The following is a 19,571-nucleotide window of genomic DNA, read 5'->3' on the forward strand; positions in this document are numbered from 1 at the left end:
AATTAATTCGAAGCACTTAAGGAAAATTAACGTCTCCTTATCTGTTATTATTGTTTCACATAATTAATTATTTGTCCAATGAGATGCTCTCTATGTTAAGTAATTTACTATTTTAAAAAGCTGAAGAAGCCGCTAAAATAGCGCCTTCTTCAGCTTTTTATATTTTTTTATATTTTTTTAAATACTTGCTGTAGCAGCTATGTTATGAACACAAGAAATAAACTCATAAGTGAATGCGTCAATTTCCTCTTTCGTAATAATATACGGCGGAAGTAATCGAATAATATTCCCTTGTGTTACATCGACTAACATTCCTTTATTCATTAACTCAATCTGTAATTTCTTCACATTTTCATTCGTGTCATTCACACTTATTCCAAACATCATCCCCGCATGACGCACTTCCTGAATATAATAAGAATTTTCTTTCTGAATGTCTTGCAGTTTGTCATTCAAATATAGTGACGTTTCATATGCTTCTTGCATTAAACCATCGTCAAGTAATGTATTTAATACCGTTAAACCTAAAGCCGTTCCCATTGATGAATGAGCAAATGTTGTACCGTGATCTCCTGGTGCAAATACATCACATAACTTTTCACCTACAATAATTCCGCCAAGTGGTATCCCGCCTCCTGCTCCTTTACCAATTTGAATAATATGTGGTGTAATATTGAAATTTTGATAAGCGAATAGTTTTCCTGTTCTCCCCATACCACTTTGAACTTCATCAACGATAAGTAGTACATTATATTTCTCACATAAATTTTGAACACCATGTAAATATTCACCCGATAATGGATAAATTCCCCCGCTTCCTAATACAGGTTCTAACATAATTGCAATTGGATTTTCATGAATAATTGTTTCTTCTAATTGCTCTATATTCTCGCGCTCAACTTCATATACCGGGATCGATGTTTTAGGGAAATTTTGATATACACTTTCTTGTCTCGTAAAATGAAGTGCTCCTAACGTACGCCCGTGGAAACTATTTTTCAGCACTACAATTCCTTCACGTTCTTCATGCATAATAGCTCTATATTTATCAATTAATTTCAACGTTGTTTCTGTCGCTTCCGTACCAGAGTTTGTAAAAAAGACCTTTCCGTTTTTTAAAGAGCAATCAACTAATTTCTTTGCATACTCAATTGCAACTGGGTTTAAAAAATGAAACGGTAGATGCAACGACTTCGTAACTTGATCCATTGTCGTTTGCACAATTTTCGGATGATTGTATCCTAATACATTTACGCCTACACCAGAAAATAAATCTAAATACTCTTTACCATCCACATCATACAGCTTACACCCTTCTCCTCTTTCTATCGCAAGCTTTGTACGACAGTACGTTGACATCATATACTCTTTATCTAATTGAAACCAATCCGACATGTTACATTCCTCCTAGTTATTCTCCCTGTTTTATTTCTGTTCATTTTCTTTAAATTCATATATAAATTCATTTTTAAGTTTAAAATTTTAATAGTAATGTTCTTCCCGATATTCATTTTTCCATAATTTCTTCTATTTCAACAGGTCCACTACATACGCGTTTTTCTCATCTAGCGGTCTGTTACTAGTTTGAACTTAGCGTGTTATACATAATCAACGCTATAAAATCATATTTAGTAACAATGGACAAAAAAGATTTGGAGGCTATATTGATGGATGAAAACTATGATAAACAGAGGCAATCTTTACTAGGGAAAGACTTTAATGATAATGAAGAACGTAATGAACAAGCTATACTTCACTCTCAAACAGTTGGTTCACGTGGACCTGTTCTAGAGCAAGATAGTGTGCTTCACGAGGCGTTACAACAATTTATTCACGAAAAAATTTTAGAAAGACCTGTTCATGTAAAAGGATTTGGTGCATTCGGTTATTTTCAAACGATCTATCCAATGTCTGAACATACGAAACTAAGTTTTCTACAACATTCTAATGAGAAAGTTCCTGTTATGGTACGATTTTCACTAGCTGTTAGTACGAAAGGAACACCTGATACTTCTAGAAATGTACGCGGTTTTTCTACAAAATTTTATACAAAAGAAGGTATTTTCGATCTATTATGTAATCACATTCCTGTCTTTTCTGTACGCGATCCGATGCGTTTCCCTGAAACAATTCAAGCGTTGTCACCTTCACCTAAAAATAACTTAATAGACCCTAATAGATTTTGGAGCTTTGTCGCTAGAGCACCTGAATCCATACATTTCGTTGTCCGTTTGTACTCTGATAATGGTACGGCCAAAAGCCTTCGCCACATTCCAGGACATAGTGTAAATACATATGTTTGGAGAAATGCAGAAGGTAATCGAAAGTATGTAAAGTATCATTGGTACCCATTTGAAGGTGTACAATTCATTACTAGCGAGGAAGCAAATAAACTGGCTGCCGAAAACCCTGATTATAGCGGGAAAGATTTATATGATGCAATTGCAAACGGTAAACCAGTGGAATATGGTTTATATGTCCAGCTCATGGACCTGAAAGATGAAGCGCATCTTTCTTACGATCCTTTAGATGATACAAAAATATGGGATGAAAAAGCGTATCCTCTTATACCAGTCGGCAAAATGGTATTAAATAAAAACCCTGAAAATTATATGGAACAAGTAGAAAAAGTCGCTTTCTCCCCTTCTAATTTACTAGACGGTGCAGAATTATCAGATGATAAAATGTTGCAAGGGCGAGCTAACATTTATAGTGATTCCCAAAGAAGACGAATTGGACCTGAATTCCGCAAATTAACGATTAATAAGCAACAAAATTGGACACCTGCTAATCAAATAACGAGCGGTGACGGAAGGTACGTTGATGGTAAACTTGAGAGAACTTCTATATCAAAACAAGATGACTTTACGCAGGCTGGCGAATTTTATGCGATGTTAAAACCGATAGAAAAAGAACATCTTGCTGAAAACTTAGCTGGTGATTTGAAAGTTATATCCGATGATATTAGGAAGGTCGTTTTAGAGTATTTTCATAACGTGTCTGTTGATTTGGTGAAGAGGATTGAAACTGTGATGCAAAAGCTTTAAGAATAAATAAAAACGTCATTTTAAACATTAAAAATGACGTTTTTTTATGGCGAAATTACTAAGGATTTCTATGACTTAATTTACAATAATTAACATCCCCCCCCTTCAAAACTCCCTTTATTTCATTTTAGATTATGGTACTCATTTCTCTTTTTTAAATAATCTTTTTCACATTGTAACGGCTTAAATTTTACTTTTTTCCCTTTCTTCTTTTTCGTTTTTATAACGACCCATTCCCCTTTTTCAACATCTAGGTTTAAGTGTTTCATTACATTTATATTATCTTTTTCTTTATAAAGTAAAAATGCTTCTTGCGCCCTCACAAATAAGCTAGGCTGCTCGCTAAATCCACCACTATCATAAATTTTAGTTAGCGAATTATAATAAGAATCATTTTCCTTTCCACCATACATCAAATGGGCAGCCTCCAGATCTCTTTTACTTACGCCCCAAAAACTATGTTCATCAATATTTAAATTAAATGTGGATTTAATGTCCTGTATTATATTCTTCACATACTTTTCATCTCGAATTTTCCTTTCTTCAAGACAATCCGAAGATAACCTTGGTGCATCTGATTGGGAATGTACAACGTGTTGTATCGATACACACAACATAAATACGCTTAAAATGTAAAATATTTTTTTCATATTTACATATCACCTCAAATGATTTATATACTATATCATTTGAGTCTTACAATATTCTTATGCTAGAAATGAGAAAGAACCTATAAAATAAATCTTTTATAGGTTCTTTCCATCTAATATCACTTTATCAAATTCACCGGCGAAGCAACTACCTTTCCACTTTTCACATCATATAGCCCTATAGGCGTTACCCGTATAAAAGGCAAGTGCGTTGCAGAAAAGAATAAAATTGTAAATGCTGGATCATCATACGCGTAGCCACGCTCTTGTAGTAATTTCACCATCTGTTTCTCCTCTTGTATTAATTCACTCATTTTTAAATTAGACATAATCCCGAGCAATGGTAATGCTATTTCATGTAATACTTCATTCTTCTCAGCTATTACCATTCCCCCGCCAAGCTCTTTTACTCTATGAAAAGCTATAAGCATATCTTCTTTTTCTATGGACCAATCTAATGATAATGGAGTTACTTTACATTTACCCCAGTCTATATGTAATGCTTTATGTGTATTTACACCGTCACGCTTCACCCATTTCCCCTTTGCAATACCGCTCGTTGGTACTGGGTTTTCTTTAATTTCTAAAATATTGATATTAGCAATTCTACCTGTCCCAATCGAACCATGTATATGCTCCATATTATAATAACGAGCAATATTATAACTTGCCATATGATATGCATCTATTACTGGAACACCTTGCTTTATAGCAGTAGTAATCATTACATTCGTCATTCCGTTTTCATAAAAACAACAATTTTCAGAATAACATTCGTTTTATTGTTCACTTCTTCCTCATTTGAACATGAACATTTCTGTGAAGTTGTTTTACTGGATTTGAAAGAATAATGAATATTACGTAAGAGCAAAAACGTGTCACCTTAATACGATGGCACGTTTTGCATTTTACATTATGATTAGTTTATACTATTTCGGAGTTGATTGATAAAGGCATAGGCTGCATTTGAAAACACTTGATTCTTTTTCCATATAATATTTAAGTTTGCTTCTAATTTAGGTTGTAATGGTTTAAAACAAAGTTTACTGCTTATATATTTATTTTATCACTCTTGTTAAAAATTTTATTTCTCCTTGTGAGAAGAGAATGTGCCTATATATTTTTCTATACAGCAATAAAAAGACTTATAGAATGATTCTATAAGTCTTTTACTATAAGGAATTAACCTACCCATCGATTAACAAATCCAAAAACCAAAAGATTCGCGATGAATAAATTTCTAATAAATCACTATTCTCTCTAATCATCAAAAAGTTCACAATAGTTGAGCAGTTCCTCTTACTGCCTCGTAGCCAAAATATATTCCAAACAGAATTAAAACAATGCCTGCTACTATAGAAATCCATTTCATTACTGTATGATTAATAAATCTTCTACCAAAATGAATAGATGTAGCCATAAATATATCCCAAAGCATAATCCCAGCAAAAATGGCTGCACTATACCATAAAGCTTGTTCTTTTCCAATAGTATTCATAGCACTAGTTAGAACTGATCCATATATCCCTATCCAAAAAATAATATTTAATGGATTAGAAATTGCGATAGCAAACCCCGATAGAAAAGATTTTAAAGGATGTTCTTTTTCACCTGATGAAATATATTGAACTTGTTTAGTAGCTTCTTTCATACTTTCATAGCCTAAATAAATCATCGTTACAAAACCAAAAATCCAAATACAAAGTTGAGCAACTGGAGTTGTTAAATAAGTCGAAATACCAAAGTAAATTAAAAACATCATTACAACATCTGCTGACATCGCCCCGACTCCTACTAACCATGCACTCAAAAAACCATTTTTTATTCCTTTATTTATTTGAGCAATATTAATCGGACCGACTGGTGCAGACAATGAAATCCCTAATAATATGTAACTGAATATCATGCTAATCATTTATCTTTACCCCCGTAATAGGACAATTAAACCTTTCTCTAATTTTTCTATCTGTTTCATAATCTAATATTGGCTCATATGTATATTGTTTATACGATATAGCTGCTTCTTTTAACAGTTCTACTACTTGTTTATACATACTTATCCTCCCCTTTGATTTCATTACACAATTTGAAAAGATAGCCTTTTCTATTGCTGTTCCCGCTCCCTATTCTTTTTCACAATATATTCAATTATAGTTTACGACACAATTAAATTTGAAATAAAATACATATTTGTAACATAAATGGAGTTAAAATATAAAACCTATATTAATCATTATTTTCATAATAGTCAATCATTTTGACGTAAATCATAATTATCTATTTTTGTATACTTAATTCTATTTGTTATTAATTCTTACGATAAAAGTACCTTATTATGTAAATTGCGGAAATGCATTTAAATATTTTTCAATAAAAATCAGAATTTACTTATTATTAACTCCCGAATCTAGAACTACTTACCTTTGTATATTGCAATATTTTAAAAATGTAAAAGTCACTATAAATAAGAAATATCAAATAAATATAATAGATTTATAGTAAAATGAAAGAATTTAAATACATCATTACTTTTCTTGTAACAGCACATAAAAACCCCGAATCATGGGAAGTAAATTGCTCATGATTCGGGATTTTTTAAGAGTATATTTTAATAACAATTAAATCACATATAAATCCTTATATACCTCTATAGTAGAACTCTTTTCATCTATTATTTATTAAATTCAACTTGCATCATTTTATCAAACTGTGTAAGAATATCAACCGGACCTAAAGAGTTAACATTGACAGCAAATGTATGCTTGCCTCCAATTACTCCACCAGCAAAAGTCATAAATCCAGGAATTGATCCTCCGTGCCCCCATACTGAGACACCATTTGGAAGTTTAGTCTCATAGATTCCAAGACCATATCCATCACCAACCCCTTTTCCTTCTACAGGAACTGTAGTAATCATTTCTTTTAGCTCGCGTTCCTTCAGTAACTTACCACCGAGTAAAGATGAAAAGAACTTGTTTAAATCATCAGCATTAGAAATCATATCTCCAGCTGCATTAGCTAAACTCGGATTATAATACGTAATGTCTTTCAACTCGCCTGTTTCTTCCATTTTCACATATCCACGAGCATGATTCTTTCCTGGGATGACGGGTGAATTTCCTGGTAAAAACGTATTTGACAAATCCAAAGGTTCAATAATTCGATTTTCAATTTCTTCCGCATAACTATTACCAGTTATTTTTTCAATTAGCATTCCCAATATTACATATCCTGTGTTTGAATACAACCAATCTTTGCCCGGCGAGAAATCTGGAGGCAGAGAAAGGCCTATTTTCACTATTTCTTCTGCTGTATACGTTTTTTTCGAATTCATTACGTCAGCGTCTTTTGATTTTAAATATTCAGCGATACCACTCGTATGGTTCAATAGTTGACGTATCGTAATTTGATTACCATCATACCCATTCCCTTGAATAAGACCTGGTAGCCACTTCTCAATTGGTTCGTCAAGTTGTACGCGATTTTCTCCTACTAATTGAAGGACAGTCGTGGCGGTAAAAGTTTTTGTCACACTACCAATCCGAAAGCGATAATCCGATTTCACCGGTTTCTTTGTACTTAAATCCGCCACGCCAGCAGTATAACTATTAATTTTCCCTTTATTAGACGTCTTAGCTAATACCCCTGGCGCCCCAATTTGTATAGTTTCCTGCATTACTTGTTTCCAGCCATTCCGATTCTTTTGATCATGTACTTTTGACGAATTCGAAATACTTTGAGTAGACTCTGCCTTCACAGTAAAACCAGGTGTAAATAGAGTAGTACCCGCTAATAAAACTGTCAAACTCGCTAACTTCATTGAATTACGTTTTTTCATAAAATTCTCTCCCCTATTCCTATCGTATTGATTCAAGCTATACTTTTATCCTATATGATAAAACTCTCTTTTTTCTTATCCATTCCTTACGAAATACTTACTCTTAAAATTTAACAACAAGAAAAAAGTAATGTATGAAAATAAAAGAGAAGGTGTTTTCAATTTATGAAAACACCTTCTCTTTTATATTTAAAACCCTATATCATTTTTTTAGTTTATTCACTTTTACCATCCTGCACTAGCGTTCATGCCATTTCCGATAATAGAAAGTAATAGTGGCCATAATACTGGTGCTAACGTAAGAAATAAATTTAGCAGTATAAGTATTCTATATCTCCTAGGAATATGGTGATTTTTACGATTAACAAATACTAAAATCACTAATAATATTATCGTCATTACAAGTAAAAGTAATACTAACAACCAATACCAAACCATTAGACTGAGACTCCATGGCTGTAATAGCTCGTGTACAATACCAAAGGTAATTCCCAATACTGCAAAACTAAAGGTAGTAACTGTGGTTTTAATAAACAATTTACTTAATTTTTTATCGTATGTATACTTACAATATAAATCTATTAACGTGTATAAAGATAAAAATGCCATTAATACACCTACCCAAGACAATAACCAGTCTCCACCTCCTCTAACTAATATAAACAGAAACCAACACATTAAATATAAGTAAATAAAATTAATTTACAGTTAATTTTATTTACTTATATTAACTTCAAACCTTCCCGTCTCGCTCTATCCATTGCACAGTCTTTTCCACATCTAACTCTGTATACGTCTTTTCTCCATAACGGACAGACTCATATATCGGAATAATATCTCGCGTTCTACAAATTCTGCTTAACCATTGTTGCATCGTTTCATAGGACCTTCGCTGTTCGTGAAATGGTAAAGTTCTTTCCCATTCAACTAACGTTTTCCTTATCGTATCTTTAGGCAACGGCTGTTCAAACTGATGCATCACTTTCTTATTCTTTTCGGTTCTATCCGTATTTTCTTTTGTTATCGATTGTTTATCCTGTTCTATTTCTGATTTCTTTACCTTTTTCCTCATTAATTTATAAAAAACATATAAAATGACCACTACAATAATTACACAAAAAACGACACTAATCCATGAATTTGAAAGAACAGAAAACACATCAGTCCATGAATTTTTTCGTACAAAAAGTGGAATTTCCCTATCTATTTTTGTTTTTGTATCTACAACTCCTGTTTCTTCATCTATAATTCTTTCAGGTTCATCAAACTGTGAGTCTACACTAGTAAAATCATAATTTCTTTCTGATATTGTCTCCGTCTTACTAGAAAAAAGGCCTTTTACTATGTCTTGTACATGCACAACACCTTGCGAAAACGTTATCGCACTAACCGTAAAGAAAAGTAGTATTAATACTCTAACACTCCACAACTTTACTTTCATATGTCTCTCTTTATTAACCATGACATAAACCCCTTCTTATTCTTTAATTACAACCCATCTATTCGTTCTGGTGTATTTCCTTGGGGAAGTACCAAGAATTAAAGGAACTGCATCCAATTCTTTTCGACGAAAGCCTGCTGTGTAAAAATAAGTGGAAGATACAGGAGTATCTTGGTCCGATATTGAGGCAAGTACTTTTAATACATTTTGCAAATGTTTCCGGTTATGACCGTTCTTTATATGCAACAATCCATTATCTTTTACACTATTGATCCAAACTTCAAATGAACAGTTTTGCATGAGCAGTTGTTTACATATGCCTGCTGTTAATTCAATTAATTCCTCTGTATCATTTCTCAAAGAAATACCGCTTTTATTTTGCAAGTTGAGATATATCGCATATTTATCTGATTGTGTTCGCTCGTACTTTTTCGCGATTATCGTCCCTGTTTTCGCTGTTGCACTCCAGTGGATAGAACGAAAATCTTCATTTTCATACGACTTCACTCCCATTACTTTCGTTTCATCATATAAGGGTGATGACATCGCTTTTCGAAATCCTCGTGACCATTCTTGTAATTCAGGAACTTGCATTTTCGGAACAGCTGGTAAAACTAAATAGGACGGCGTTTCAACTTGTTTATATGTAATATGGTTCGTTGTGAATCCAAAAGGATCCGTAATGACAATTTCTACTTCTTCCCATTTCGCAATTCCTCTTTTTACAGCTACAGCTTGCAAATCAAATGAAACTGACTCTCTTCCTTTTAAATTAAAATTCATATAATAATTTGAACCTGTATTCGTATTTTTGTTTATTTCATCATGATTCCAAGTTAGCTTATTTTCACATTTAAATCGAAATACGATATTGAAAATAGGGAATAACGACTTGTTTGAAATTTTTACTTTGCACACATTCGCTTCACCTATAAAAACGTTTGAATTCCCTTGACTGTATTCCCATTCAACACGAGATACTTTACGTATGTACACATGCATCGCACCTATTAAAATTACATACAAAAATACGAGAGATAAAAAAAGTAGATTACTTGAAAATATACATAAAATAACGGCTAGAACTGACATAACTCCCATTACGAAAGGCTCCGCTAAAGGTGTATACACACGTTGTTGATTCATCGTACATTCTCCACTGGCACATTAATTGTATGAAGAATTTCTTTCATGATTTGTTCTTTCGTCGTTTTCATCTCCCCTTCAATCGTTAACGTTAAACGATGAGCGCAAACCGATGCAGCGAGTGTCTTAATATCATCTGGCGTACAATAATCTCTTTCATTTAATATTGCCCTTGCTTGAATCGCTTTCATAAATGCCAATGTCCCCCGCGGGCTTACTCCAATTTCAATTAACTCATGTTTACGCGTTGCCTCAATAATTTCAAGTAGATAATCTTGCACATCATTCCCTACTAACACTTCTCTTGCTCGTTTTTGCATCTTAATAATTTCTTCACTTGAAATAATAGAATGTAACGTTTCTAATGGATCATTCATTTGAAACCGATTCATCATTTCCTTTTCAGCTTCTCTCGTAGGATAACCTTGGCGTATTGTGAGTAAAAACCGGTCTAACTGAGCATCTGGCAACGGAAATGTGCCCGCTGATTCGAGTGGATTTTGCGTAGCTATAACTAAAAAAGGTTCTGGTAAGGAATGCGTCTGTTTCGCAATTGTAACAGTACGCTCTTCCATAACTTCGAGTAACGAAGATTGTGTTCTCGGTACAGCCCGATTAATTTCATCCACCAATACTATATTTGCAAAAATAGGACCTAACCTCGTTTTAAACTCCGATTCCTTCACATTAAAATATTCAAGGCCAATAACATCTCCAGGCAAAGTATCCGCTGTGAATTGAATTCTTTGAAATTTAGCGTCCACACTTTTAGCCAAACTTTTCGCTAATGTTGTTTTTCCTGTCCCCGGTACATCCTCTAATAAAATATGCCCTCTTGCTATAAGAGCTATAGCTGCAAGTTCAATCGCTTCATCTTTTCCTATAATAACCTTCGAAATATTGTTCGTAATTTTCTTTAATGTACTCATATATCAACCTACCACCTTTAAATTTTCTAAAAATTAAGAATATATACTTTCCAAATTATAACATATGAAACTAAGTTGAAACAGAACAACAAGCAAACTTATATTTTTTCTTTACTCCACGTAAAAAAGCACCTATTGTCCTCTGTTGACAATAAAGTGCTTATCTCACGTGATTTTCATATTGGGCATTTGACACCTTATATACATTCATTATTTTACTATTTCACCCCAAATATCAACATCACATTCATTTAAAACCGCTTTAATTTTGTCCTTCTCAAATACTACTAAATAATTATACGGTAAGGTTAGCACTTGAATAATTGCAGGTTTCATTTTTAATAATTGGTAGGCGTATATGATTTCCAATTTTCCTGATACTTCTTCATTGATAGGACCTATATACCAACCTGAATCACCTTCATCACAACCACTAGATCTTTGTAAATACACCTCTTCTTGTTGCAACACATTTTTCGCTATCACAATCTTATCGTTAAATTTTATTAATTGTCCCTCTATTTATATTCTCCTTCCATTTAACTAGTAACGCTTTATATAATCGTTCAGAACGTTTCTCGATCTTATTATTGGCATTTCCCATAAATTCAAAAATTCGGCTTTGAACAATTTGATTTTTTTAATTTCCGATAGTTCGTGAGCCTCCACTTTATTAAACGAATTTGGCAATGGGTATTCAAAACAATGCCCCTTCCATAACTCTAATTTATCATCAATAAAGTCTTGCATATAATAATCTGTTACGAAAGTATCGAAAGAACGACCTAAAAAACTTTGTAGTGACATTAATGTTAAATCCCAATAATCTCTAGTTGCAATAGCACGCCCAACGTTAAATCCTTTAGGCAATAATGTCATGTTTCCTATTGTATGTGTCACTGTAGCAAAACGCATAACATCGGGATGATTATTGATATTTTCATAATGATTAAACACTTTTTCAGACAATAACCATTCATACCTTAACAGCTTTAAGGCATTTTTTTTAATTGATTTAGGCTTCACACCAACACCACGATTATTACAGAATACATTAAAATCACTTTTCCAAAATGACTTATCACTTGATAGCAATAAAAGCCGGTACGTTTGATAAAAAGAATTCATAGTATCTAAATCTAAATTGTTCAAGTTTTTATTTGCATATATTTTAGAATATATCTCTAAAACAAGATCACATCTATCACAGTCAAATTTTTCTTTTACTCCGTATAAAATTCTTTCTTGATAATCTTTTTTGTACAAAATATTTTTTTACAGGATGTAATTCTTTTTGCACTTCAAATGATGGTGAAATATTTTTAAAATCAAAGTAAATTACTTCATTTTTATCTAATTCAATAAAATCCGCCAATCTCAATTCAACAGCCTTCTTTCCCTCTACTTTTTAGTAACTATACGCCTTTTTTTCAACGCCTGCATTGTTTTCAATTAACTAGTAAAATGTATTCTAACATTACATATGATGACAACCATTTCAATTTGTTCGTTATAGAACTTCCTCTACATCGACACTCTCTATCTTCACTTCATACATATTTGGGATATTTACTTCTTTTGGTACCCATGCATAATAATTTTGATCATTTTCTAATATAAATTGAACTAACTTTGTTTCTAAAACATTCCAGAAATTTTTAAGATTATCAATGTAGTCTTCTAAATCTTCTTTATAGTCCAATTGTAATATATACTCTCTTATCGTCAGGGCAAACACAATTAAACTTCCTAATAGATTTTTTTGCTCATTTTCTTCTTCATACTCTTGTGGTAAGAACCACACTTGACCTATTCCTATCGTTTTTTTGTATTTTTCATAAAAACTACTATCATCCATATTCTCATAGTCATGAATCAATTCATTGACCAATGAATGCCATTTTGGCGGAATAATATTTTCCAATGCAGGATTATGTTCAATTCCTTCTACTATATCCTCGATTTCTTCTGTCTCATCTTCATAGTGATATTCACTTAGGTCTATATGCTTAAATTTCATTTCATTTTTATAATGTGCCAAATCATATGGATAATGATTATTATCTTTTAAACTTGTATCATCAAGTCCGAGTATCTTTACTATTGCAGCTGTCTCAAAGCTCCAATACCCCACATATCCAGGTTCTTTATGCGCATTTTTCCATTCATAATCATAATGGCCTTTAAACCATTCTTTCTCCATATACACTTGTAATCTTTTAGACGCTTCTTTTTTATCTGTTTGTGCAAGTTCTATAATCTCTTTCGTTTTTGCATATGGATTTTCTTTATAATATCTGTTCGTCATGTTTGTGTATCCGATATCACTAGCGCATAAGAGGAAATCAATTACTGCGTCGTTCATATTTTTTTTATCAACTATCTTTTTTAATCTTTCTATATTCTTTTTATCCGTTTCTAACAAAATTCCTAAAGAAATTATCCAAAGCATATATATATAACCCACTTTGCTAGCTCCTGTATGCTCTAAATCATCTATCGCATTATAAAAATATACTTCCATTTTACTAATGTCTTCTCCTAAAGAATACATTGCCCTAATGTCGTTCATCTCATGTATAAAATTCGACAAATAATTTTCTAATATAATACTTTTGTTATCATTAGGATATCTTTGAATACCATTTTTTTCATCTTCTTCTAAACTTTTAATCTCTTCTCTATTTTCTTCGATAAACTCTTTATGATATTCTATTCCCCTTTTACATTTTTCTTCTATACATAAATGATCTCTCATTCTTTTTAATTCCTCCTCGCTTCTAGATTATGGCCACTCTCCAACGATGTTACCCTTTGCATCTATCTTAAATGTTTTAACCTTTCCACTACTATCAACTTTTGATAATACTCTTTCAACTTTACCTCTTTTCAAGGCTTTCGTAATCTGTTCAGCTAATACTTCATCTCCCTCAACAGCTTTTAATATTCTACTTTTTCCAGTTTCAGAACCTTTCAACCAATCATTTGACATTTGTCGTCCATCTTTAGTTTTTCCTAATTGTGAACTACCAAATTTAGCTTCATCTATAACGTATTTGATCTTTGACTCTGTATTTGTATTTTCGTATAATCCATCAATTCCTTTTACTATTTTATCATTTATGCCTGATGGTGCACTTTTTCCGACTGGCTTTAAATCAAATCCAGCTTCTTTTAAACTTTGATTATTCAATAAATTGTCACTAGATTTTATTTCACCATAATTACCTTTTTGCTTATTTGTAGCTGTTTTTGCATCAAAATTATCTACAGTTGTGTTTTTTTACTGCTAGGTTTACCGTTAGCCGCACCTCCACCAGAAGACTGGATTTTTTGAATAGTATCCTTAGTATTTTGAATCGATTTATTCCAAACAAATCCACCATGTGCAAAAAGACTAGCCCCAGCAGCTGTTGCTGCTATATCTAATGGAATAACAATTGGTGATGCTAACCCACCAGTTCCTACTTCTGCCACGATAGTTAAGAAATTAGATCCGCCTATGAGCGAAATTCCTTCAAACATTTTTACAATGGACCCAGCTATTTAATAATATTACCCTGCTTTTTCTGATGTTTTTTGGCATTGAAAAGCATACTATATAACTGCAATTGAAGCCTATGTGCATATTCTGTTAGCTTTAATTCATAAAAATAATTTCTATAAATTTATAGCTTACCTTTCAATTAAAAAAGCACTTATTGCCTCAAATAGACAGCCAAGTGCTTTAAATTCATCCGTTTTTAAGTAGCATAAATTTATAAGTTTTGTAGTAACAGTATGACACCTTTTATATGTCGTGACAACTACTATGTTAAAACTTACGAGTTTGTACGAGTTCGTTAGTTTAATATATATTCCATGTGTTTATATTCAGCACCCAGTAAAATGTCATCTCGCCAAAGCTCGTACCTCGTTTTCTTATTCTATCATTGCACATAGTACTCCATGATGGTACAACCATCATAGAGTACATACTTTCAAAAACTCTTTCACTTTCTTATCCCACTTAAAGGCTCTCTTTTTCACTCTTGATCATCATAAGCATCTCCAAGTGATTCAAATTCACTCTTTAGCCAATACCAATATTGTCCATTATTCTTAATAAGTTTTTCAAGTAAGTCAGTGAATGAAGTTGCGATAATTTGCGACTCCCCAACTATTCCATGTCGATCAAAAAAACTATCATAACATCTACCTAGTCTTTCTTCACTAAGATCTATTGTTAAATATTCATCCTTACCATCATTGCATATAATATACCAATTTGATGAAATATCTTCTTCACATAACTCTCCTACAATTACGGGATTAGCCAAAATAAACTCCTCTGGGGTAACAATATGAATAGGATATTCCTCATTTTCAAATAAAGTTAGACCACCACAAAGACTATAAAATTCTTTTAAATCACCTGGTAGCATATGCTTATTCTTATCAATTATCGGTAATTCTGTAGGCTCCTGAACTCGACAATTAGGTAATGATTTTACTTTTTTAATCAACTGATTAATATTTTCCATCTAAATTACTCCCTAAAATTATATTGATTAAAGGCCCTATAATACTCTTGTCTAGCTAAACGTGGTACATTCGCAGCATCAAACATTTTTTCCGTCAATTCTTGTATTTCTTTTGGTGAAACAGATTTCCAATCTACTTTACCTCCAACCTTTTTCCCTGTTTTTTCAAAGAGCCATTGTCTATAAACAGCTTTAGTAGCATTGTGTTGCTCTTTAGTTAAAGCTATAGTTGGAGTATTCGCCCCTCTACTAACATAATCGGGGACATTATGTTTAGCCCATACATCCATAACGCCATGATGATTTTCTAGTGGTGAATTGCTTGGCCTATACGGTACTACATCGTATGGTTCTGTAGTCTTACCCGTACCCTTACCTCCACCAGAAGACTGGATTTTTTGAATAGTATCCTTAGTATTTTGAATCGATTTATTCCAAACAAATCCACCATGTGCAAAAAGACTAGCCCCAGCAGCTGTTGCTGCTATATCTAATGGAATAACAATTGGTGATGCTAACCCACCAGTTCCTACTTCTGCCACGATAGTTAAGAAATTAGATCCGCCTATGAGCGAAATACCTTCAAATATTTCTACAATGGACCCGGCTATTGATATAACATTTCCAGCCAACCTTCCAGCTTGGTAAGTTGTCTTACTTTCTAATTTATCATTCTCATGCGGTTGTAGTCCAACAAAGTTTTCTAGGGCTGCATCACCAGCACCTTGAAAAAATTCGATAACTCCATGCAAAAATGATTGCGCATAAAGGGCTGTTTTTTCATGCCATGATCTATTGTCTTCCTGCTCTTGTAAGTTCATTTCTTGTTTTTGCAAAGTAATTTCTTTCATCTCGTTTTTTCGAGCTGTTTCTTCTATAATCCCCTGAATCGAACTCACCCAATCCATATTCAACCGTTGTGTACTAAACGTACCACTCACAGGGCTAAATCCTTTCCCGCTTTGCACTTCAGCGAGTCCGGCTGTGATGCTAGCTGCTAATTGGAGGGCGGTGCTGTAATTGTTGCTGGACGAATGATTGAATTCATATAAACGCTCTAGTTTTTCTTCTAGTTTTTTTCTCATCGCAATTAAGACTGCAACAATTGCGTCTACTCCAGGCATCGGTGTAAGTACTTCTATTGCTTCTATACTAGCGATCGATTGATTGATTTCCTGTATTTGTTGTCTTATTTCATGTTCGATAACATCTGTTGAAGCAACTTTTGCTTGAAAATCATTTGGAAATGCTTCGTTTTGGCGAATTAATTCTTCACATAAGCATATGATTCCTTGCGCTAATGGCCGAAATGTTTGGACAAGGTAGGCTTTTGCACTACTGTATGTTTGTCCTTGTAATACTGTGTCTATCGCAAAGGCATCAATAGATTGAATGGCTTGTTCCATACTTTGAATCGTAGCATTACATATAGCGTTCATACTTTGCGTTTGACTTTGAACTTCTCCCAAATACATGTTTAAACTCATGTATTGGCCTCCCTTTGTAGTTGCTGCTGTTCATAGGAAAGGTCGTTTTCTTTCTCACTGAGATGCCGTTTTTCTTTAAGCAACGTCTCTTTTTCGTTTTCTAATTCGAATGTAAGTTTTCTTTCATACTGCCCGATCTCTTGCCGCATATTCGTAAAAAGGTGAAATGCTTCTTTGTCACCATACCAAGTTTCTAGTATTCGGTTAAATAAACGATTATTTCTATTTTTCCATTCATGAAAACTAGCCTCAGCTCGTTCTTGATTTTGCAGCGCGATTCGGTTTTCATTTTGTTCTTCAAATATAATTCGTAATTTTTGATTACATTGACTGATTCTCGTTTCAATTTCTTGACTCATCTTTTCTCCCTACCTTTTCCCCTTTACGTAGGTTGTTACATTATTGAAAAGTCTTTTGAAGTCCGGTATCCATTTTCTCAAATTCATTTGCTACGGAATGGATATTATCAATCGTTTGTTGAAAAGCAGCGCAAAATTGTTTCGTGATTTGTAAATTTTGTTGATTTGCTTCTTGTGCTTTGAAGTTCACAGATAGTGTCGTACGCGTTGCCTTATTTATAGAGCGACTAGTAGCACTTTGCATTCTATCTGAAGCATTTCTCATTTTCGTTGCAAGTTGCGTTGCTCTATGCAAATTACTTTGAAATTCTCCCATCACTTACTCCCCTCTACCTTATATTTTCAAGAAAATTATACCATGGAAAAATATTCTAATAAACCGAATGTTCGAATTCAATAAATAATTAACCACTGTTCCTGAGGATACGAGCAACACTTACCTATCAATATAACTGGATCCAAAGTGGATTCTACTTATACAAAAAAAGATGACCTCAGCCATTCGCTAAAGTCATCTTTTTCTACCTTATTATTTCACTAATTCTCCATTATAAGCTTTTATATCAAGAGGAGCAGTTAACAACTGTTTTACTTTGCTAACGAAAGATGTGAAGTGTTCACTCGTATTATGGCTCGCAACTGCTGCTTCATCTTTCCATACTTCTACCATCGTATAAACACTTTCTTTTTCTGTATCTTTATATAAGTCATAAGATACATTTCCACTTTCTTCTCTTGAACCATGAATGAGTGGCTGAATTTCTTCTAAAAATGCTTGTTGTTTTGCTGGGTCTACTTGAAATACTGCGTGAATAATAATCATGGTGTTTCCCCTTTCATATTCCATATATTTCTATGATCTAATTAGATTACTTCCACTCAGCAACTTTTTCAACTGGAAGACGTACTGATTGGTAACCACTGTCAGCCGCTTTTCCGACTGAAATTAACATAACTGGTACGTAACGTTCTTTATCTAATCCAAACGCTTCAGCAATTTGGTCTTTTTCAAATCCACCAATTGGACAAGTGTCATAACCGTGAGCACGAGCTGCTAGCATAAATTGCATTGCTACAAGACCGCCGTCAATAAGTACAGTATCTTTCATTACTTCTGGTGTAACCATTGAGAAGTAAGCTGAAAGTTTTTTCATTTGGTCTTCTTTTACTTCTGCTGGCATGAAACCACGCTCTACTGCTGTACCGTAAATTTCTTCTGCGTTATCAAAGTTGTTTAAATCACCAAATAAAGCAATCATTGCTGAAGATGTTTCTACTTGAGATTGATTGAATTTCGCAAGTGGCGCAAGTGTTGCTTTCGCTTCATCACTTTCAATCACTACGAATCTCCATGGTTGCATGTTTACTGATGATGGTGCAAGTGTTGCTTCTGTAAGAATTTCTGTCATTTCTTCTTTGCTAATTTTCACTGATGAGTCGTATTTACGAATGGAACGACGTCCTGTTAAAATTTCGTTAAAGTCATTTGTTTTTACTGAGTTAGTCATAGTTGTATTCTCCCTTTTTTAAAGTTCTTTTATATTTTCTTGAATGTGAATTAACATATTTAAAAGATTATCGCGTTCTTCCTCACTTAATCCTTTAAATGCAGATGCTGCAAAACGTTCTTTTTCCTCTTGAAACGCCTGGATTTTATTTCGTCCCTCTTCAGTTAGAGAAACTAACGTAATTCTGTTATCATCTGGATTTTTACGTCTTACAATCATTTCATTGGCCTCAAGCTGCTTTAAATGCCTCGTTATCGCCGCATTATCAATATTCACTTCTTGCTGAAGTGCTTTTTGACTAATTTCACCTACTTCAAATAACTGAAGTATAAGCTCTAATCGAGACTGGCTCATACCCGTACACCCTTCAAATTTCGAACTTACTTCTTTATTTAGAAAGTGTAATTTATATAAAATAATCGCTTCTTTTGAGCATGAACTTGTCAAATTACCCCTCCTTTACATCCAATTTAAAAAATCATTTGATATATCAATAGTTGATACGTCAATTAATATAATCTATATCGATTAAGAATGCAAGCATTTTGTTTTCATTTTATTTTTTCCAAATTAAGGCGCTTTGTAGCGTTACAAAAAATGTAAATTACATTATAATAGTAATAATTTAAATGACTGGAGAGTG

19 protein-coding genes and 4 pseudogenes are annotated in these 19,571 nt (G+C 33.2%); 1 reads left to right on the top strand and 22 read right to left on the bottom strand.

All coding sequences use genetic code 11. From position 1 onward, the window contains the following. Positions 1-177: 177 nt before the first annotated feature. On the bottom strand, positions 178-1,395 hold the full coding sequence (locus PDQ68_RS11745) for an aspartate aminotransferase family protein (RefSeq protein ID WP_061182449.1): 1,218 nt from the start codon (positions 1,393-1,395) through the stop codon (positions 178-180). A 272-nt stretch (positions 1,396-1,667) separates the two neighbouring features. Here PDQ68_RS11745 and PDQ68_RS11750 point away from each other — a divergent pair, with 272 nt between their 5' ends. Next, positions 1,668-3,047, top strand: a complete 1,380-nt coding sequence (locus tag PDQ68_RS11750) for a catalase (protein ID WP_061182448.1) — start codon at positions 1,668-1,670, stop codon at positions 3,045-3,047. A gap of 122 nt (positions 3,048-3,169) precedes the next feature. Here PDQ68_RS11750 and PDQ68_RS11755 read toward each other — a convergent pair whose 3' ends face one another. The 21 genes and pseudogenes from PDQ68_RS11755 to PDQ68_RS11860 form a co-directional block, all read right to left on the bottom strand. Continuing rightward, the gene (locus PDQ68_RS11755; RefSeq protein WP_208755502.1) at positions 3,170-3,697 is read right to left on the bottom strand and encodes a hypothetical protein; all 528 of its coding nucleotides are present in this window, start codon (positions 3,695-3,697) and stop codon (positions 3,170-3,172) included. Between the two features lie 119 nt (positions 3,698-3,816). Further along, a pseudogene (locus PDQ68_RS11760) lies at positions 3,817-4,449 on the bottom strand (adenine deaminase C-terminal domain-containing protein); the annotation flags it as partial. Between the two features lie 167 nt (positions 4,450-4,616). Then, positions 4,617-4,745 (bottom strand): annotated as a pseudogene (locus PDQ68_RS11765) (LysR family transcriptional regulator); the annotation flags it as partial. Positions 4,746-4,973: 228 nt separating this feature from the next. After that, entirely contained in the window at positions 4,974-5,612 is a 639-nt protein-coding gene (locus PDQ68_RS11770) for a LysE family translocator (RefSeq protein ID WP_061184290.1), read from the bottom strand. After that, complete coding sequence (locus PDQ68_RS11775; RefSeq protein ID WP_000278067.1) at positions 5,605-5,751, bottom strand: hypothetical protein; 147 nt, start codon at positions 5,749-5,751, stop codon at positions 5,605-5,607. The genes PDQ68_RS11770 and PDQ68_RS11775 overlap by 8 nt, the downstream gene beginning before the upstream one ends. A 617-nt stretch (positions 5,752-6,368) precedes the next feature. After that, positions 6,369-7,535 carry a serine hydrolase domain-containing protein gene (locus PDQ68_RS11780; RefSeq protein ID WP_061184284.1) on the bottom strand — a complete coding sequence of 389 codons (1,167 nt, stop codon included), beginning with the start codon at positions 7,533-7,535 and terminating at the stop codon, positions 6,369-6,371. Positions 7,536-7,760: 225 nt separating this feature from the next. Then, complete coding sequence (locus tag PDQ68_RS11785) at positions 7,761-8,213, bottom strand: DUF3902 family protein (RefSeq protein WP_229135578.1); 453 nt, start codon at positions 8,211-8,213, stop codon at positions 7,761-7,763. A 55-nt stretch (positions 8,214-8,268) separates the two neighbouring features. Further along, positions 8,269-8,997, bottom strand: a complete 729-nt coding sequence (locus tag PDQ68_RS11790) for a signal peptidase II (RefSeq protein WP_270786730.1) — start codon at positions 8,995-8,997, stop codon at positions 8,269-8,271. Positions 8,998-9,012: 15 nt separating this feature from the next. Then, the gene (locus tag PDQ68_RS11795) at positions 9,013-10,122 is read right to left on the bottom strand and encodes a DUF58 domain-containing protein (protein ID WP_061182880.1); all 1,110 of its coding nucleotides are present in this window, start codon (positions 10,120-10,122) and stop codon (positions 9,013-9,015) included. Next, a complete protein-coding gene (locus tag PDQ68_RS11800) occupies positions 10,119-11,051 on the bottom strand; it encodes an AAA family ATPase (protein ID WP_270786732.1) in 933 nt (310 codons plus the stop codon). Before PDQ68_RS11800 ends, PDQ68_RS11795 begins: the two co-directional genes overlap by 4 nt. 210 nt (positions 11,052-11,261) lie before the next feature. Continuing rightward, positions 11,262-11,573 (bottom strand): annotated as a pseudogene (locus PDQ68_RS11805) (immunity protein Imm33 domain-containing protein); the annotation flags it as partial. A gap of 21 nt (positions 11,574-11,594) precedes the next feature. Then, positions 11,595-12,317 carry a hypothetical protein gene (locus tag PDQ68_RS11810; RefSeq protein ID WP_235590124.1) on the bottom strand — a complete coding sequence of 241 codons (723 nt, stop codon included), beginning with the start codon at positions 12,315-12,317 and terminating at the stop codon, positions 11,595-11,597. A gap of 244 nt (positions 12,318-12,561) precedes the next feature. Then, on the bottom strand, positions 12,562-13,809 hold the full coding sequence (locus PDQ68_RS11815; RefSeq protein WP_061182878.1) for a PoNi-like cognate immunity protein: 1,248 nt from the start codon (positions 13,807-13,809) through the stop codon (positions 12,562-12,564). 27 nt (positions 13,810-13,836) lie between these two features. Then, positions 13,837-14,597: pseudogene (locus PDQ68_RS28870) on the bottom strand (hypothetical protein); the annotation flags it as partial. 479 nt (positions 14,598-15,076) lie between these two features. After that, positions 15,077-15,574, bottom strand: a complete 498-nt coding sequence (locus PDQ68_RS11830; RefSeq protein WP_000427919.1) for an SMI1/KNR4 family protein — start codon at positions 15,572-15,574, stop codon at positions 15,077-15,079. A gap of 5 nt (positions 15,575-15,579) precedes the next feature. Beyond that, positions 15,580-17,061 carry a T7SS effector LXG polymorphic toxin gene (locus tag PDQ68_RS11835; protein ID WP_061182876.1) on the bottom strand — a complete coding sequence of 494 codons (1,482 nt, stop codon included), beginning with the start codon at positions 17,059-17,061 and terminating at the stop codon, positions 15,580-15,582. Beyond that, positions 17,058-17,420: a DUF3958 family protein gene (locus PDQ68_RS11840; protein WP_044584584.1), complete on the bottom strand. Its 363-nt coding sequence runs from the start codon at positions 17,418-17,420 to the stop codon at positions 17,058-17,060. The genes PDQ68_RS11835 and PDQ68_RS11840 overlap by 4 nt, the downstream gene beginning before the upstream one ends. Positions 17,421-17,460: 40 nt before the next feature. Beyond that, positions 17,461-17,736 (bottom strand): TIGR04197 family type VII secretion effector, encoded by a 276-nt coding sequence (locus tag PDQ68_RS11845; RefSeq protein WP_001988920.1) that lies wholly within the window; start codon positions 17,734-17,736, stop codon positions 17,461-17,463. A gap of 213 nt (positions 17,737-17,949) precedes the next feature. Continuing rightward, positions 17,950-18,243, bottom strand: a complete 294-nt coding sequence (locus PDQ68_RS11850; RefSeq protein WP_061182875.1) for a putative quinol monooxygenase — start codon at positions 18,241-18,243, stop codon at positions 17,950-17,952. Positions 18,244-18,289: 46 nt separating this feature from the next. Continuing rightward, on the bottom strand, positions 18,290-18,928 hold the full coding sequence (locus tag PDQ68_RS11855; RefSeq protein ID WP_061182874.1) for a nitroreductase family protein: 639 nt from the start codon (positions 18,926-18,928) through the stop codon (positions 18,290-18,292). An 18-nt stretch (positions 18,929-18,946) separates the two neighbouring features. After that, positions 18,947-19,375, bottom strand: a complete 429-nt coding sequence (locus tag PDQ68_RS11860) for a MarR family winged helix-turn-helix transcriptional regulator (RefSeq protein WP_000204161.1) — start codon at positions 19,373-19,375, stop codon at positions 18,947-18,949. Positions 19,376-19,571: the final 196 nt, after the last annotated feature.

This window comes from Bacillus cereus group sp. Bc010, from assembly GCF_027716745.1.
Classification (GTDB): Bacteria; Bacillota; Bacilli; order Bacillales; family Bacillaceae_G; genus Bacillus_A; species Bacillus_A pacificus.

Bases quoted from the DNA above. Each gene is read 5' to 3' on its own strand.
- PDQ68_RS11745 (WP_061182449.1), bottom strand. From the start codon at position 1,395: ATGTCGGATTGGTTTCAATTAGATAAAGAGTATATGATGTCAACGTAC.
- PDQ68_RS11750 (WP_061182448.1), top strand. From the start codon at position 1,668: ATGGATGAAAACTATGATAAACAGAGGCAATCTTTACTAGGGAAAGAC.
- PDQ68_RS11755 (WP_208755502.1), bottom strand. From the start codon at position 3,697: ATGAAAAAAATATTTTACATTTTAAGCGTATTTATGTTGTGTGTATCG.
- PDQ68_RS11770 (WP_061184290.1), bottom strand. From the start codon at position 5,612: ATGATTAGCATGATATTCAGTTACATATTATTAGGGATTTCATTGTCT.
- PDQ68_RS11775 (WP_000278067.1), bottom strand. From the start codon at position 5,751: ATGTATAAACAAGTAGTAGAACTGTTAAAAGAAGCAGCTATATCGTAT.
- PDQ68_RS11780 (WP_061184284.1), bottom strand. From the start codon at position 7,535: ATGAAAAAACGTAATTCAATGAAGTTAGCGAGTTTGACAGTTTTATTA.
- PDQ68_RS11785 (WP_229135578.1), bottom strand. From the start codon at position 8,213: ATGTGTTGGTTTCTGTTTATATTAGTTAGAGGAGGTGGAGACTGGTTA.
- PDQ68_RS11790 (WP_270786730.1), bottom strand. From the start codon at position 8,997: ATGGTTAATAAAGAGAGACATATGAAAGTAAAGTTGTGGAGTGTTAGA.
- PDQ68_RS11795 (WP_061182880.1), bottom strand. From the start codon at position 10,122: ATGAATCAACAACGTGTGTATACACCTTTAGCGGAGCCTTTCGTAATG.
- PDQ68_RS11800 (WP_270786732.1), bottom strand. From the start codon at position 11,051: ATGAGTACATTAAAGAAAATTACGAACAATATTTCGAAGGTTATTATA.
- PDQ68_RS11815 (WP_061182878.1), bottom strand. From the start codon at position 13,809: ATGAGAGATCATTTATGTATAGAAGAAAAATGTAAAAGGGGAATAGAA.
- PDQ68_RS11830 (WP_000427919.1), bottom strand. From the start codon at position 15,574: ATGGAAAATATTAATCAGTTGATTAAAAAAGTAAAATCATTACCTAAT.
- PDQ68_RS11835 (WP_061182876.1), bottom strand. From the start codon at position 17,061: ATGAGTTTAAACATGTATTTGGGAGAAGTTCAAAGTCAAACGCAAAGT.
- PDQ68_RS11840 (WP_044584584.1), bottom strand. From the start codon at position 17,420: ATGAGTCAAGAAATTGAAACGAGAATCAGTCAATGTAATCAAAAATTA.
- PDQ68_RS11845 (WP_001988920.1), bottom strand. From the start codon at position 17,736: ATGGGAGAATTTCAAAGTAATTTGCATAGAGCAACGCAACTTGCAACG.
- PDQ68_RS11850 (WP_061182875.1), bottom strand. From the start codon at position 18,243: ATGATTATTATTCACGCAGTATTTCAAGTAGACCCAGCAAAACAACAA.
- PDQ68_RS11855 (WP_061182874.1), bottom strand. From the start codon at position 18,928: ATGACTAACTCAGTAAAAACAAATGACTTTAACGAAATTTTAACAGGA.